11 protein-coding genes are annotated in these 15,241 nt (G+C 33.3%); 4 read left to right on the top strand and 7 right to left on the bottom strand.

Translation table 11 applies throughout. The features are described 5' to 3' along the window. Positions 1-14: 14 nt before the first annotated feature. Positions 15-578 carry an adenylyl-sulfate kinase gene (cysC, locus tag ACP6PL_RS30240; protein ID WP_426549086.1) on the bottom strand — a complete coding sequence of 188 codons (564 nt, stop codon included), beginning with the start codon at positions 576-578 and terminating at the stop codon, positions 15-17. A gap of 351 nt (positions 579-929) precedes the next feature. On the opposite strand from cysC, the gene ACP6PL_RS30245 reads away from it, so the two are divergent. Then, a complete protein-coding gene (locus ACP6PL_RS30245; RefSeq protein ID WP_426549074.1) occupies positions 930-1,178 on the top strand; it encodes a hypothetical protein in 249 nt (82 codons plus the stop codon). Positions 1,179-2,402: 1,224 nt separating this feature from the next. After that, on the top strand, positions 2,403-3,305 hold the full coding sequence (gene hetR, locus ACP6PL_RS30250) for a heterocyst differentiation master regulator HetR (protein WP_426549075.1): 903 nt from the start codon (positions 2,403-2,405) through the stop codon (positions 3,303-3,305). Between the two features lie 345 nt (positions 3,306-3,650). Here hetR and ACP6PL_RS30255 read toward each other — a convergent pair whose 3' ends face one another. The 5 genes from ACP6PL_RS30255 to ACP6PL_RS30275 all read right to left on the bottom strand — a co-directional run bounded on the left by ACP6PL_RS30255 (position 3,651) and on the right by ACP6PL_RS30275 (position 10,936). After that, complete coding sequence (locus ACP6PL_RS30255) at positions 3,651-4,280, bottom strand: hypothetical protein (RefSeq protein ID WP_426549076.1); 630 nt, start codon at positions 4,278-4,280, stop codon at positions 3,651-3,653. Positions 4,281-4,695: 415 nt separating this feature from the next. Further along, on the bottom strand, positions 4,696-7,062 hold the full coding sequence (locus ACP6PL_RS30260; RefSeq protein ID WP_426549077.1) for a hypothetical protein: 2,367 nt from the start codon (positions 7,060-7,062) through the stop codon (positions 4,696-4,698). A 192-nt stretch (positions 7,063-7,254) separates the two neighbouring features. After that, positions 7,255-7,509, bottom strand: a complete 255-nt coding sequence (locus ACP6PL_RS30265; protein ID WP_426549078.1) for a hypothetical protein — start codon at positions 7,507-7,509, stop codon at positions 7,255-7,257. A gap of 1,239 nt (positions 7,510-8,748) precedes the next feature. Further along, complete coding sequence (locus ACP6PL_RS30270; protein ID WP_426549079.1) at positions 8,749-10,509, bottom strand: ABC transporter substrate-binding protein; 1,761 nt, start codon at positions 10,507-10,509, stop codon at positions 8,749-8,751. A 250-nt stretch (positions 10,510-10,759) separates the two neighbouring features. Further along, positions 10,760-10,936, bottom strand: coding sequence for a hypothetical protein (locus ACP6PL_RS30275; RefSeq protein ID WP_426549080.1), 177 nt, complete (start codon positions 10,934-10,936; stop codon positions 10,760-10,762). A gap of 27 nt (positions 10,937-10,963) precedes the next feature. Between ACP6PL_RS30275 and ACP6PL_RS30280 the strand changes: the two genes are divergently transcribed. Together ACP6PL_RS30280 and ACP6PL_RS30285 are read left to right on the top strand one after the other, a co-directional pair. Further along, entirely contained in the window at positions 10,964-11,443 is a 480-nt protein-coding gene (locus tag ACP6PL_RS30280) for a flavin reductase family protein (protein WP_426549081.1), read from the top strand. Between the two features lie 216 nt (positions 11,444-11,659). After that, the gene (locus ACP6PL_RS30285; protein WP_426549082.1) at positions 11,660-12,016 is read left to right on the top strand and encodes a phenylpyruvate tautomerase MIF-related protein; all 357 of its coding nucleotides are present in this window, start codon (positions 11,660-11,662) and stop codon (positions 12,014-12,016) included. A 1,687-nt stretch (positions 12,017-13,703) separates the two neighbouring features. Here the strand turns inward: ACP6PL_RS30285 and ACP6PL_RS30290 are convergent. Next, the gene (locus ACP6PL_RS30290) at positions 13,704-14,774 is read right to left on the bottom strand and encodes a Gfo/Idh/MocA family oxidoreductase (RefSeq protein WP_426549083.1); all 1,071 of its coding nucleotides are present in this window, start codon (positions 14,772-14,774) and stop codon (positions 13,704-13,706) included. Positions 14,775-15,241: the final 467 nt, after the last annotated feature.

Raw genomic sequence — 15,241 nt, forward strand, 5'->3', positions numbered from 1 at the left:
CCTCCCTATTTTTTTTAAGCCAAATAACCTGATTTTTCTAAACTAGTAATTATATGAGCTACGCTTTCGTCTAAAGTTTCTTTATCTGTGTAGCAAGTAATTTCTGGATTGTCTGGTGCTTCATAAGGGTCATCAATACCAGTAAACTGTTTAATTTCTCCAGCCCTGGCTTTAGCGTATAAACCTTTAACATCACGTTTTTCACATACTTCTAAAGGTGCATTTATATAAACTTCTATAAAATTTTCATCCATTTCTCTAATTTCATTTCGTATTGCTTTGTAAGGGCTAATTGCTGCAGTAATCGCTACTACTCCATTTCTACTTAAGAGATGAGCTACAAATCCAATTCGCCGGACATTTATATTTCGGTCTTCTTTACTAAAAGTCAACCCTTTCGATAGGTTTTCTCTAACTATATCTCCATCTAATATTTCTACTTTCCGGCCTCTTTCTTTTAATTTTTCTGCCACAATTTTGCTGATAGTTGTTTTACCAGCTCCACTTAAGCCTGTAAACCAGAGAATGAATCCTTTTTCCATTTGAGTTTGATTTTTGTGATTTTTTACTGAAAATATATTTTACTTCAATTAGTGAATTAATAGAATTTTTTATAAGTAAATTTTTCAGCAGAAGTATTCAGAGATTAGGCCATTAATCTCTGAATACTTCTGTTTACTTATGATGGTTAAAACACCGGAGAATAATTACGATAAAGTTTGAATTTTGCTTTTTAATTTAGAAAATCTAATATTTAAGTTGATTTAAGTCTGAGCTTTACATCTAAAATTTGGGAGTAAATCCAGTTTAATATATTTGTTCGCTACACCCTTTTCTATAGATTGAACTAACAAATTATTTGTTAAGTATCCTGATTTTATCCTCAATGTCCGTATCAGAGAATAGATACTCTTACATGGATATGACCTATGCACAGTTATACAGCGATCGTTTTCTCATTTTTATTATTACTTGGTAATGCTCCTAGCAGCGAAGCTCTAATGACTGGAAATGAACTTGAATTATCTGCAACATTTTTCAGAGGCTCTGCTCAAAACCGTCACAATGGGCCAACGAATCCACGTATGCCAAGAAACAGAAGAAACTTTGTGAGCACAATCTGTACTTCTGAACTAGATCATCAGGAAATTTGTCCTCATCGTGGTAGTGGACGCTAAAGCTATTTCCTACTTTTTAAGTTGGACTTTTGTCAAAGTTATTTGAGTTTTTAGATTGAGAATGTTGGTTCTATGTTCTATCTATGAACATTATGATTTGAAAAATTCCCTAAAATTTTGGTTTTAAAGTCTTGCCCTTAAATAGACAACTTATTTTCTTAATTTCTTAAGTATTTCAACAAGGATCAAGGTATTCCACCACTCTCAAAACCTAGCGGAAATTTAGGAAAAAATAGGTTAACATAAGCTCAAAACTTTATACAGTAATATTTTGACCTCAAATTAACCGTTTTATTGATGTATCTAGGTTTTCCTACGGATTGCTATGCAAACAGCTATTTTTAGCTTTTTCAGGTATTTCCCTTGCTAATACTTGCTTTGAAGCCATTTTCGGTCTTAAAAATCTCAAAGTATCCCTAGTCCGGGGTGGTGAAAATCACCTGTCAGTTACAAAATCCTCAAAGCCTTACTAATTAATACTTTTGATTTTTAAATTTTGAATGTATGACTTCCACAGAGTGGAAGTAGTTATTTGACTGATAATTTTGAAATTCTAAAGTTTGTCCTTGCTTAAACTCTACCCTGAGGTTATAGATCTACAGGTTACTCATTTGATATGGGAAGCAAATGCCTGGATAGAGAAGCATTTCTAAATCTCAATAAGTCAAGAAAGAGATGGGCAAGGTATTTAATTTAAGTAAGCTCTATAGACTGGAAATATTGCATGGCAGGATAATCTCCTTGGCTACTTCTTCCATCTTTTGAGAGGAGTTGCCCTAAATTTAATTGTAAAGCTAACAGAGAGGATACTATGTTAGAGTCAGATTATTAATTGAATATGTTATGCTATTATGAACTTATTATTAAATATATCTGTCAGCAAACAGTATACACGGTGCAAAAATCTACTAATATAGGAAACTATTTGCATGGTTTATCATCATGACTATTCTCACACCAAATGCAAAAAAATCTCAAGAAGATATATATATTCTAGGATTTACGCATGAACTCTAACTGTAGGGTGTGTTATAATTTTAAATACACTACAGCTAGCGTATAATATAGAATTTGCATAATTCGTATTATTGGTTAGTGTAACAGTTATAGCTGACTGTCTCCCTGGCATTGAAATATTATCATAGTCAGCAAATTTTTACATATTTACATAGTTAACGGAGGACGATATAATACCTCCTTACTTTTTTTATTTTGGGGATTATAATGAAAAGCGATACCGATCTGATTAATAGCCTTAGCCCCAGCGCGATGGATCAGATTATGTTATATCTAGCGTTCAGTGCTATGAGGACGAGTGGGCATCGTCATGGAGCTTTTTTAGATGCAGCAGCAACTGCAGCTAAATGTGCCATTTATATGACCTACATTGAACAAGGTCAGAATCTCCGTATGACCGGACATCTTCATCATATCGAACCTAAACGGGTTAAGGTAATTGTTCAGGAAGTAGAAGAAGCACTTACAAAGGGTAAATTGCTGAAAATGTTGGGTTCTCAAGAACCTCGGTATTTGATTCAGTTTCCCTATGTATGGTTAGAACAGTATCCTTGGATACCTGGACGTTCCCGACTTCCTAGTAGCAATCTTACTAATGAGGAGAGGCGATATATAGAAACTAAACTGCCCTCAAATATGCCTGATGCTAGATTGATTAATTCTTTTCAGTTTATGGAATTAATTGAGTTCTTGCATAGGCGTTCCCAGGAAGATTTACCGCCAGAACGACGGATGCCTCTTAGTGAAGCTTTGGCAGAACATATTAAACGTCGTTTGATTTATTCTGGTACGGTAACTAAAATAGATTCTCCTTGGGGGATGCCTTTTTATGCTCTGACTCGTTCTTCTTATTCCCCAGAAGATCAAGAAGAACGCACTTATATTATGGTCGAGGATACAGCTCGTTATTTCCGCTTGATGAAGGATTGGGCTGAACAGAAAAACACAAATGTAATGCGTGTTTTGGAGGAGTTTGATATTTCTCCAGATCGCTATGAGCAAGCTAAAGACGAGTTAGATGAAATTATTAGGCATTGGGCTGATCGCTATCACGAACAAGGAGGAACACAAATGGTCCTACAGATGGTTTTTGGCCCAAAAGATGATTAGTCTAATTACCTGCAATCCATCATTATTTGAGAAGTTAGAAATTTTTCTAACCTCTAATCTAATCTGTTTTAATTTTAGTTCTTTTGAATTTGTTAATTAGTGATTAAAGTTTTCAAGAATTTTGATGATATCAACTAATTTAATCTGAAAATAGCAGAGTTTTGACTAAACTTGATTCCAAACCTATATTTTAATCGAAAATAATTTATCATACAGCTAAACAGGGTTGCATCTTGACTTTTTTACTATTATATATATTGTATCTGTCTTTTATATTTCAGATTGAATAGGTTTCTATAGTTATAACTTTTTTTTGAGTTATTCTGCTATACATTTTTAATTTAATTATCGTGTTTGACATAGTTCTACCCATGAAATTACAGGAATGGGTGAAGACTTTAAGTGTGGAGTAGATAATTCCTCATCTGTTACTATAATTGCTTCAACTTTCCAATTTAGATTGGGGTCTAAACTAAGCCAGGTTAATACTTTTTGTAGATGATTATTAACCCATTTAACTCTTTCTTGATGATGTTCAATAGCAGGTTTTTTCCTACTTTTACCTTTGCCTTTTCCTATAAATAAATTATCTAATTCATTTTTCATCTTGTGTGGAGCGCGAGCCATTGAAAAATTTTTACACTCAATTATTTTAATAGATAAATTTCCAGGGTCAGCTACTAAGACATCTATATCACCTAACAGTTTTCCTTTTTCTTCCTCAATCTTAATTTCACCAATTTTTTCAACCTTTCGATGCACAATTAGTGTTGAATCTTGTTCAAACCAATCAGCTATTTTATTGTTGAAGTCTTCTCCTGCTTGGTTTGTTATTTTACTGATTACTTTCTTCATTTCTTGACTTTCTGCTTGAAGTTTTCCAGTCAAACAAAGTTGAATGAGGTATCTTTGTACTTCATATAAATGACGAATTCCCCAAATAATTTCTACTTTATTATTTTTTTGACGCTGCAAAAAAGGACGACTTCAACAATTAATAATGAATAATGAATAATGAATAATTAATAATTACCTCTGCTTGAAACTGATAGGATTGACTCCTGAATGAAAATTTTTATTTATTATCCCCTATCCAAGGTCCGGCTTTAAACCAAAATTTTTCGGTAAATACGACAATAAACGATTAAATTTCCAAGGGTAAATATCTCTTCCCTGAAAATGTTTGTCGGGTTTAAGAAAGTCAGAACCCTGAGAAAGAGATAGTAGTTCAATTGCCTTAGTAACTTTCTCTTCATTCCAATTTAATTGTGTCGCTAAACGAGTAATAAAATTTTCTAAAGGGAGACAAAAAACAGTGGGGTGAATTTTTTTTCCAATATCAATAGCTTCTCCAAGTAGTTCGCATATTTCTGTTATTGAATAACCAAATTCAATGGAAGCTGCTGCGTCTATTTTTTTTTTCGAGTTCTAGTACATCAGTACGTATTGGAGTTTTCCAATATCTCTCAAATGATTGTGTTATTCGAGTTGTTTCAGCACTCATAAAAATTGATAGATGAGTCTGTCTTGCTTTTTCATATTCTGTTGCATCTGTTCCTAATCTGCTAGAAGGTAAGATAGAAAGTTGAAAATCAGCTAATGAAAAATGAATCCAATCACTTTGAAATCCAAAGTTAATAATTTGATAGGCAAGAGCTTGTAAGCGATGGTAAATACTCAGACTAAAAGGTCTCATACCAGTGGGAGGTTGAGCTACTACATATTCAATTATAAATCGACTTGCTAATGCAGCTTGATTATTTTCTAACATTTCCTTTTGAATATTTTTATACCTCTCAGGAATTGAACTGAAACAAGCTAACCGAGTTGGTATAGTTAAGCGGTGCTCGTTTACTTGACGTACTATTGCTTCATGGTAACTAATTAAATACTCTAGAATATTTTCAGGATTTAATGAAGCAACTAATTTTTTTAATTCGCTATAAAAGAAACCAACAACTTTATCATTCAAAAATTTTGTTCGTTCGTTTTCAGGAATTTTTCCTTGTGGATATTTCTTGACTGAAGTTAGATAATAACCAAGGTCATCCAAAAGTTCATTTATATCTACTTTTTGTACTGTTTGATATGCGGGCAGTTTCTGTGGATCGAGTTCGGGATTAATCGAACTATCCAAATAAATAATTTGTTTTTTGAGACCAAGGGGAGCATGAATTTCAATGATTTTAGAGATTATTTCATCAGATAAATTTTCCTGTTCTTGTTCTGGTAGTAATTCTCGAAAACCTGTCAAAATATATTTCATCATTTCTCTTTCGGCACTATTATCAGCTTGTAAAAAATTTCTGGATGCTTCTGGCAATATCGTTACATTTATAGTTCCTGAGTTGGTATCAACTTCAATATTTATGGGTGTTATATCTTCTGAAAAATATTGCTTTTTATTTGCTTCAAAACATGTTTTGCTAGATGGTAAAGATAGCTGAATAATAATCACGCGATATTTAGAAACAAGGGATTGGATGATTGGATTAAGTGACGGATTAAATTGCCATAACCAATATGCAATGGCAACTAAAAATTCCCTGTATAAATTATTAACTTCCTCTTGATTTTTCTGAATAATCCAAACATATAAAGGTAATGCTTCTAGAAGACAAGTTAGTGGTTGAGGTATTTTACTTAGAAAACTTCTAGGGATATAAATTGGAAACTCTCGTGTGTTAAATAATAAAGTTACTTCGGTCAGATGATTAGGTATGTATGAAGGTACATTATGATAATCTCGTTGACGTAGAACTTCTTGACGTAATTCTCTAGCACCGTCTTGAATAAAAATAAAGTTGTTGGCGATACTTTGATCGGATAAATAATAACTATAGTCATTTTTTCTATAATGAAATAAATTATTTAGCTCATGGAATGAAACAACATTTGCCTGGTTTTTAAGTCGCGAAATTGATATAGCATATTTCCAAAGTACAAGTGGTTTACCACCTTCTAGTAATGTTATGGTTTCTAAGTCTGCTGCTGACAAAGCAATTAATAGCAATGACTCAATTTCTAGCTTTTTAACAGAGACTACAAGTTGACGTCCTACACCTTGAAATACTGATAAAAATAAAACTTCATTAATACCTGATAAATTAGTAAAAACATACTCATATATTTCTTTGGTGCGTGCTTCTAATTGTTTTCCTATATGTTCGAGATTGCAATATGCTAAAGGTTGTTGAGAGTCATAACTATCTAATGGATCGCTAACTAAATTTACATAAGCTAATTTATCTGTATCAAATTGAAAGAAAGCATCTTGAAAAAATGGAATGTCAGGAAGATCGGGAGTTGATATTTTAGTTGGATAATTATTGACATAACCTAGTGAATCTTCGATGTTATTCCAGACTACATTGCTATAAAATTTTGCTAACTCATTTTTGACACCATACTCAATAGCAAGACGAATCAATTCATTTCGAGTAGCGGTTAACAATATTCCAGGAATTGCAACAATAAATTTGCCAGAAATTTTAACAATAGGTTTGGCTAACAACTCACCATTATCAATGTTGTAATTGTTAATTGAAACATTACCAAGTTCTAATATTAAATTTTCTATTGACTCAAAAATAATACCATTTTCAGTTAGTAAGTTAGTTAACTCTGATTTAGTAAAATATACAGATTTTTTCAATTGATTCATGTATTGAGAAGTTGGGAAAACAACATCACTACTTGTATCTACTGGTTCTACTCCTCTTTCTAAGAGAGCACCTCTAGCTATCTCATTACTCAAAAGTAAAATTGCTAATGTAAGTTCATAAGCTTTGCGTTTAAATTGCTCATTGAAAAAATTTTCACCCTCAAAAAATATTGCTGTTACTAAATTTCTTAAAATAAACGTTTGCTCTTCGGCAATTCCTGGAAATACAATATAGGAACCACCATAAAAAGAAAAAGCTTCAGTAAATGGATTATTAAATGGGTCTTATAATGGATAAAATGAAGCTAAAGTAGATGAATCAGAGTTGCAAATTTTTTCAAGTTCTTTAAGACTAATACAATTTTTTGAACCAAAACCTTTATTTTTGATAGAAGCAACTACATGAGCCAAAACTTCAAGACGAACAGAATGATTAGCATTTTCTGGCATTAGTTGTAATCCAACAATAGTTGCTAGCAGATCGGCAGAATCATATTTGGATAAAGTTTTTACAAGTTGATTTAAAGGATGTGATTTCATGTTAGTTGATTATTTTTTTATCTTAGGAAAATAGGCGTTGCTGAATCAAGGTATGAAAATCAAAACTGAATAATTTCAAATATTTGTTATTCAAGAGTTTAGCAACTGCAAAAAAATACAAATCATACCCAAAATCAGCAACGCCGAAAATACTCTATATAGCAATTATCATACTGGTAAATTACAAAATTTATTTGTTTTATGTCGGAGGTCGCAGGTAATAGTAATTTGTATTTTGTGGAAATCAAAAAGAAGAAAAACAACTCTACTTTAGTAATTTGAGCAACCCTATATATTTATCAATTATACTAATTTCCCAAAAAGTCTGTTTCTTTAACTCATAAATAAAGTCTCGTAAGCAGATTAAAGATTACGAGACTAAGAAAAATTATATTTGATATATTTGAGGATATTTGATAAATCAATAATTAGGGTTTGCTGAAAAAGTCTTATTTAGTAATTTGAGCAACCCTATATATTTATCAATTATACTAATTTCCCAAAAAGTCTGTTTCTTTAACTCATAAATAAAGTCTCGTAAGCAGATTAAAGATTACGAGACTAAGAAAAATTATATTTGATATATTTGAGGATATTTGATAAATCAATAATTAGGGTTTGCTGAAAAAGTCTTATGGGCGAGGGGAGGAGACAACCCACCCCTCACCCCTCCGGTGGAGGGGAATACAGGAGACAGGAGAAAAGGGGAATTTAGAGGAGTTAGTCGAATATTTTATCCCTCAATTTTTCTGCAATTATTCTCCTGAGAACTCTAACTTTCTGCTTGATCAAGCTGAAAAAGCCAGAACCCTTAGAGCGAAAAAAAGTCTAAAACCTTTATCTGTCGATGCTTTTAGATTTAATCAGCAAGCCCTAATTATTTATTGACATCAAGTGAAGGATAAATTTATACTTCCTTTATTTTATGTCGGAGCTTGGAGGTAATATTAATTCGTATTTGGTAGAAATAGAAAAAAAGAAAAACAACTCTACTTTAGTAACTAGAGAAACTCTATATATCAATCATACTAATTTGCCAAAAAGTCTGTTTATTAAATTGGTAGATAAAATCCTGTAACCAAATTAAAGATTACGAGACTGAGAAAAATTAGGCTTGATATATTTGAGAACTCAATAATTATTGATTACATCAAAAAAAAGAATAACTTCTGCTTCTTATTCATTTTCTGGAGAAGCAACAGAATCTTTTTTATCTAGATTTTCTTCCGAATTAACTTCCTACTCTACAGCTTCTTTTTCAGAAACAGAATCTTTATTTTCTAGATTTTCTTCTGAATTAACTGGCTGCTCTACTTCTTGTTTTTCAGAACTTGCAGGGGACTTAACTGCTTCTTTTTTCTCCGTAGCAGTCGATAATTTTATATCATTAAATTGAGGTCTATTAAAAACACCTATTTTTAAACCTTCCAGATCAGAAATACTAACATAATTCCACATCCAACCAGGACTATAAAGTGGCACCATCACAGCATTATCCAACAAATATTTCTGCACTTCCACAACTTTTTCTTGCCGTTCCTTTGAATTAGTTGTAGTTCGCATTTCTACCAATAAATTATCAAGTTCATCACTGTGATAACCTCCCATCCAACCAGGAGAATGCCACAATGTATAAAGAAAATCTGGGTCGTACCAAGACCACCCCATCATATCAATAACACCATTGCTTTCTGCTTGACTATTTTCTTGTTTTATTCTCGCATTAAGAGTGCCAATATCCATTGTTTTTACTTCTGCTTTTATTCCTACTTCTGCTAACTGAGTTTGAAAATTTTCGAGAATTTTTTCACGGTTTCCTCCCTTCCAAGTTAGGAGAGTTACTTCTAATGGTTTATCTTCACTATAACCAAGTTCATCTAGTAGAATTTTTGCCTTTTCTTGGTCTGGTTTAATACTAAAATCAGAACAAAGTTTTTCATCATTAGGAAACATAACATCGGCGATCGGACATTCTGAAGGTTTAGCTAAACCTGCGAATACTTCTTCTGTTGCTTTTTTCGGATCTATTCCATAAGCTATTGCTTGTCTTGCCTTTTTTTCATTAAAAGGAGGTCTAGAAGTAACGAATTCTAAAAATACTATTTGCCCAGTATTTTCAGCAATATAAAGTTTTAAATTAGAGTCTTGCTTGAGATTAGAAACTTCTGTTATTGGAGGTTCAGTTAAATGAATTTCGCCAGACTTGAGTGCTGCTAAACGAGTTTCTAATTCTGGCATAGCTTTAATTACTAACTTCTGAATATAAGGAGTACCAGAATTATCCACTGGCCGCCCATAATTTTTGTAGTCTGGATTAGGTTCTAGTACGAGTTGTTCCCCTTGAGTCCATTCAACAAATTTAAACGGACCTGTACCTATTGCTCCATCTATGCCAAATTTGTTGCTGTAGGTTTGGATTGCTGAGGGACAAATCATGCTTGAGTAGGGGTCGGCTAAGAAGCGAGGAAAGGGAGCAAAAGCTTCTGTCATTTTTACCTTGACTGTCAGGTCGTCCACAACTTCTACTGTTTCTATTGGCCCCCAACTGTCTTTGGTGCTGTTTTGTGTTTCGGGGTTAATGGCTCTATCAATAGTGAATTTGACAGCTTTTGTATCAAAGGTCGTGCCGTCATGGCATTTGATGTTTTCGTTGAGTTTGAAGGTATATTCTTGGCCGTTATCGCTGACTGACCATTCTTTGGCTAGGTTCGGTTTAATTTTACCTTGGTCATCGAAGGCGAGAAGTGTGTCGTAAATTTGATCGATTATTTGTCTGGATAGAGGTGATGTTGATTTGTGGGGGTCGAGGGTGTCGGAATCTCTATATCTAGCCCAAACGAGGGTACCTACTTCGGGAGCAGTTGGTATTTCTGAGGTTGTAGTAGTGATTTTGGTGTTGTTGCAGGCGATCGCTAAGGTGGCAATTATTAATATTATTGCTATGAAACGCCAATTTTTTTGATGAGTTAATTTTTGGAGAAATTGATTTAGGGAAAACATAGGATATTTATTATATAGTTATGATTTAGGTAAGTACACTATATAGCTAGGATCAAAACTATAGCGCTACACTATATATAGGGTTTACAATTCAAAAACCTGTAACTAAAGAGATTTAACTACTAAGCAAAACTTTTTATTGTACCACAAAAATTGCTATATATTTTTTATAGTCTGGTTAAATAGTGAGGCTTCATTGGAATAGACTTTATCGTACCAATAAGTAATCTTATTGAATCATTAAATGGAACTACAAGAAAAAGTGACAAGTAATATCTTCTTGTAGCATTATCTGCAAAAATCTTTCCCCTGTTACCTGTTGACTTTTGTATACTCCTGCAATAAATATATTTCCTTGCCTCTTCCGAGGAACTTTACTGGTAGAGATGTCTAATGTATTTACTTTAGTTAAAATAAAAAATGTCAAACTCTTAAATATATAGTAGGTAAAACTTTGCTAGACGAACAGGCAAAAAAAACTATACTGCGTAAAATTCCTCATGGATTATACATCTGTGGTGTTAAAGATGGTGATGAAGTAAATGGCTTTACAGCTAGTTGGGTAATGCAAGCATCTTTTAAGCCTCCCCTAATTGTTAACTGTGTTAATAAAGAATCTAAATCCCATGCCATGATTAAAGCTAGTGGAGTATTTTCCCTTAGTTTCTTAGGAGCAGAGCAAAAAGATTTAGCTCAACAATTTTTTAAACCTCAACGTCGTGTGGGAAATAAATTTGAAGAAGTCGAATTTTATTTAGGAGAAACTGGTTGCCCAATTATTTCGAATACTCTTGGTTATGTTGAATGTAAAGTTATTAGTGCTGTAGAGGAAGGCGATCATACAGTATATGTAGGAGAAGTAATTGCAGCAGGTATACATCGTGAAGGAGACCCTCTATTATTAGAAAGTACAGGCTGGAATTATGGTGGTTAGTTGTTATATGTAGCAATTAGCTTTTTGGTGTTTAGAAATGCTATCTAGTAGTCTGTCAATGCTATTTTGACTGGTTTTTAATTGGTATGCTTCTAAACTTTCTGCATCCGCCATGTTTTGCTTGACAGACTACTAGGTGTAATGCTTCCCTATTTTACCTCATGCCTACTTAGAAAATCTATACCTATTTTTTTGTTGTTAATTATTGATTGATTTATGCCACTAATTAAAGTTCAAACATCTGTTTATCAACCAGAAAAAGATAAAGTCGAGCGTCTTCTCAAAAGTCTTTCTTCTGGAATTGCAAAACATTTTAGTAAACCAGAATCTTATGTAATGACAACTTTTGAATCAGATATTTGTATGACTTTTGGTGGGAATAGTGATGAACCAGCTTGCTACATGGAAATTAAAAGTATTGGTAGTATGAATCCTAATCAAACCAAAGCAATGAGTCAAGATTTTTGTCAAGAAATTAATCAAGTTTTAGGAATACCAATCAACCGAATTTACATAGAATTTTCTGATGCTAAAGGTTCAATGTGGGGCTGGAATAGTTCGACATTTGGTTGATTTTTGTCTACCGTTATTTTGAGCAGCTTTAAGTAAGTATAACTAGTCGCTTGTCTAACTTTAAAAATGTGGGTTAAAGGGCGAGAATAATTAATATTTTTCCCTAGAATCCACTCCTACAAAGAGAGGAAATAAATCTCCCGCTTGGTTTATCCTGTTTCTAAGGGTGGATAGGAGGGATCTAAAGGTTAGGTTTTACCCAAAATTTTAGTCTAGATGAGCTAGTAGGTATATCTAAATGTAAATGTTGAAAAATTTAATTATAAAAGCGGATTTAACCGAAAGTCTTGACATAAGTAGAATGTAGTTTATTAAACCTTGCCTAAGCTACTTAAGTAGCTAGGCATAATTAAATAGAAAACGCTGTATGCTATAAAGTTTAAGTTTTCCTCAGATGCGCCTCTATGGCATTTTATAACTTTTTTGCCTACCTACTTATGTTTATTTATGCTCACCTACTTATAACATTTTACTAAATTCCTTTGACATAATAAAGCTTCTATAATAAGATCCCATCATGTTAAACAAGCAATATCATATTCGGTCAAATTCTTTAGAATTTTTTCTAAGTTTTTTCTTAAATCCTCTAGATTCTTAAATAGTTTCTAATTCAACTTTTGTTTGAGCTGTTCCCAGAGTCTTTACTATTGAATTAACTTCTGGATAATGTGGTGGTTGAAACGTTCAAGAATTGAGAATTGAGAATTAAGAATTGAGAATTACCTCTCCTTGAAAACGGATAGGATTGACGAACAGGAAATTTTTTATTTATTATCCCCTTAAAAGGGGAGGCTTTAAACCACAATATTTCGGTAATACTCTATTTGAAGGTATCTGAAAAAATTCCGAATTATGAAACTTGGCATTATCTACTTCTGTAATGTCTAAGTCCAGGAGAAATTTTTCCGAAAATACTTCCAAAAACTTCTGAAAACAAATAATATCTGTACTATTGAATTCCCAGAAAAAACCTTAACTTGTTTTTAGATTTACAGCACTTTTTAGGATGGTGAGGTACAGTTAAAGACTAATATCTCTTCCCTATTTACTAAAGTCATAAAACTTTGTGCCTCACTAACTCCGAAACTGCTGTAATAATTGTTCAATTACACCCTATCAATATTGACCTAACCATCTTTGAACTGTTCGACAATCGCATACCAAAGTTACTGTTCAATGCTGTACAGTCTCTACTACTTTAATCTTCAGAAATACAAGGCTTGAATCTTGACCTACCTCTAAGCTATTGTGCATTTAAACGACTTATTATTGTGTGCGTTATTCAAAGAAAAATTATTATTACTTATGACTCCGCGCCTTATGACTTCTGACTTGCTAATACGCATTTTAAATCCGTGTTAGCTTAACTGTTGTTTGGGTGTTAATTATATTTTTTTGATTGTAGGAATAAATCACAAATATTTAAGATGTAACTGCATAAGTATGAATTTGGTATAAAAAAAGATTCAAGCCTCTTTATTAAAGGAGGTACTACTTCACTACGAGAAATGAAAAATGCAGTTCAGACTGAGGAAGTTATTTATGTGCTTAACAAACTATTAACGAAGTTCCTCTACAGAAAACTAACTGAAATGAAAAACAACTAGGGGCGAGTTGAAAAGCGCTCGAAAAATCTTTAAAACTCACCCTCAATAATTTTAATAGAAACGAGATTATCTCAAATATTTCAACCTACTTTAACCATTGAAGTATTTAACAAATTATATTCTGAATCTTCTGGATGCCAAGCTAAACCATCAAGAGCCATTTTCTCAATCAAGCTAGCTAAACGCAATGCCTTAAGAGCCTGTTCTCCTCCAACAGAAGGTTCATTTCCTCCACCCACACAATTGACAAAATGCTCTAACTCTGCATGAAGAGGTTCAATATTGCTAGTATAAACCTTTTCAATTAAACCATCCTGACGATAAAGCACCTGACCATAATCTGTCACATAATCTGCCGTTGTTTGACGGTGAATCAGAATTTCATTATTGAGAAAATCTGCTTCTGTCAAAGAATTTTTACAGTGGGCAACAATGGAACGAAGTTTTTTGTGTGTTACCTTACTGGCAGTTAGAGTAGCCACAATACCATTGGCAAAACCAAGAGTAGCTGTTACATAATCTAAGTTTCCCGAACTAGAAGCACTACTACCACTAGCAGTCAGCTTGACAACTGGGACGGCTACCAACTCTAGTAATAAGTCAATATCATGGATCATCAAGTCTAACACTACAGACACATCATTAGCCCTATGAGAATAAGGACTCATCCGATGAGCTTCCAAGGCCAGTAATTCTTCTGTTTTGAGGACTTTACTGAGTTCTTGAAAAGCAGGATTAAATCTTTCTATATGACCCACTTGTAAAATTCTGTTTGTTTCAGCAGCAGTATTGACCAAAAATTCAGCCTCCGCGATACTGGCAGCGATAGGCTTTTCCATTAAAACATGGACTTTTGCCTCTAAGCAGGTCATTCCTACAGCATAATGTTGAAGAGTCGGCACCGCAATACAAACTGCATCAACATGAGGCAAAAGGTCTTGATACTCTTCAAAAAAACGAACTCCATACTTGCTGGCAGTATCTAGTCCCCTTTCAACATTGATGTCTGCTACACCTACTAACTTAGTATCTTTGAGCAAACTTAGGATACGGGTATGGTGCTGACCCATATTACCAACCCCAATTACCCCTACACGAAGTGGTTTCGGTTGACCATTTTTAGTAAAAACTGTTGAATATACTGTTGACATTCTATTTAGCACTCCTAGATTCTCCTCCACCACACCTAATTAGACTAATAGGTTTGTTTTGTTCAGTCTTTGCAAATTTATCTTAATTTGTTGGCTGGGGCTAGTGCTATAAAATTCTATTTGAGTTTGAAAATTTTCTAGGGATTTGGATAATGATATTTTGTTATTTCTACAATATGTAAGGATGGATTATCATGGTGAATGAAGTACCAAATAGCTCCAATGTGATTTTCTCAGTTTGTAGAAAATGAGAGATTCTTTCTGATAACCGCGCGACATCATTTGGCATAACCTATTATTGAGTCCCTCAATGTAACTTGTTAATCCAGTTTCTTTTCCTAGAGCCTGATGTTACTTGGTGGGAAAAATCTCTTGATCGGCAGACCAAAAATCTGTTTAACAAAGTACTCGCCTCTATAGAACCCCTAAGCGTATCTTTATAAATATGCGCGTTAGCTAGGAGTTAG

The sequence above is a fragment of the Dapis purpurea BLCC-M126 genome (assembly GCF_050015975.1).
Classification (GTDB): Bacteria; Cyanobacteriota; Cyanobacteriia; order Cyanobacteriales; family Microcoleaceae; genus Trichodesmium.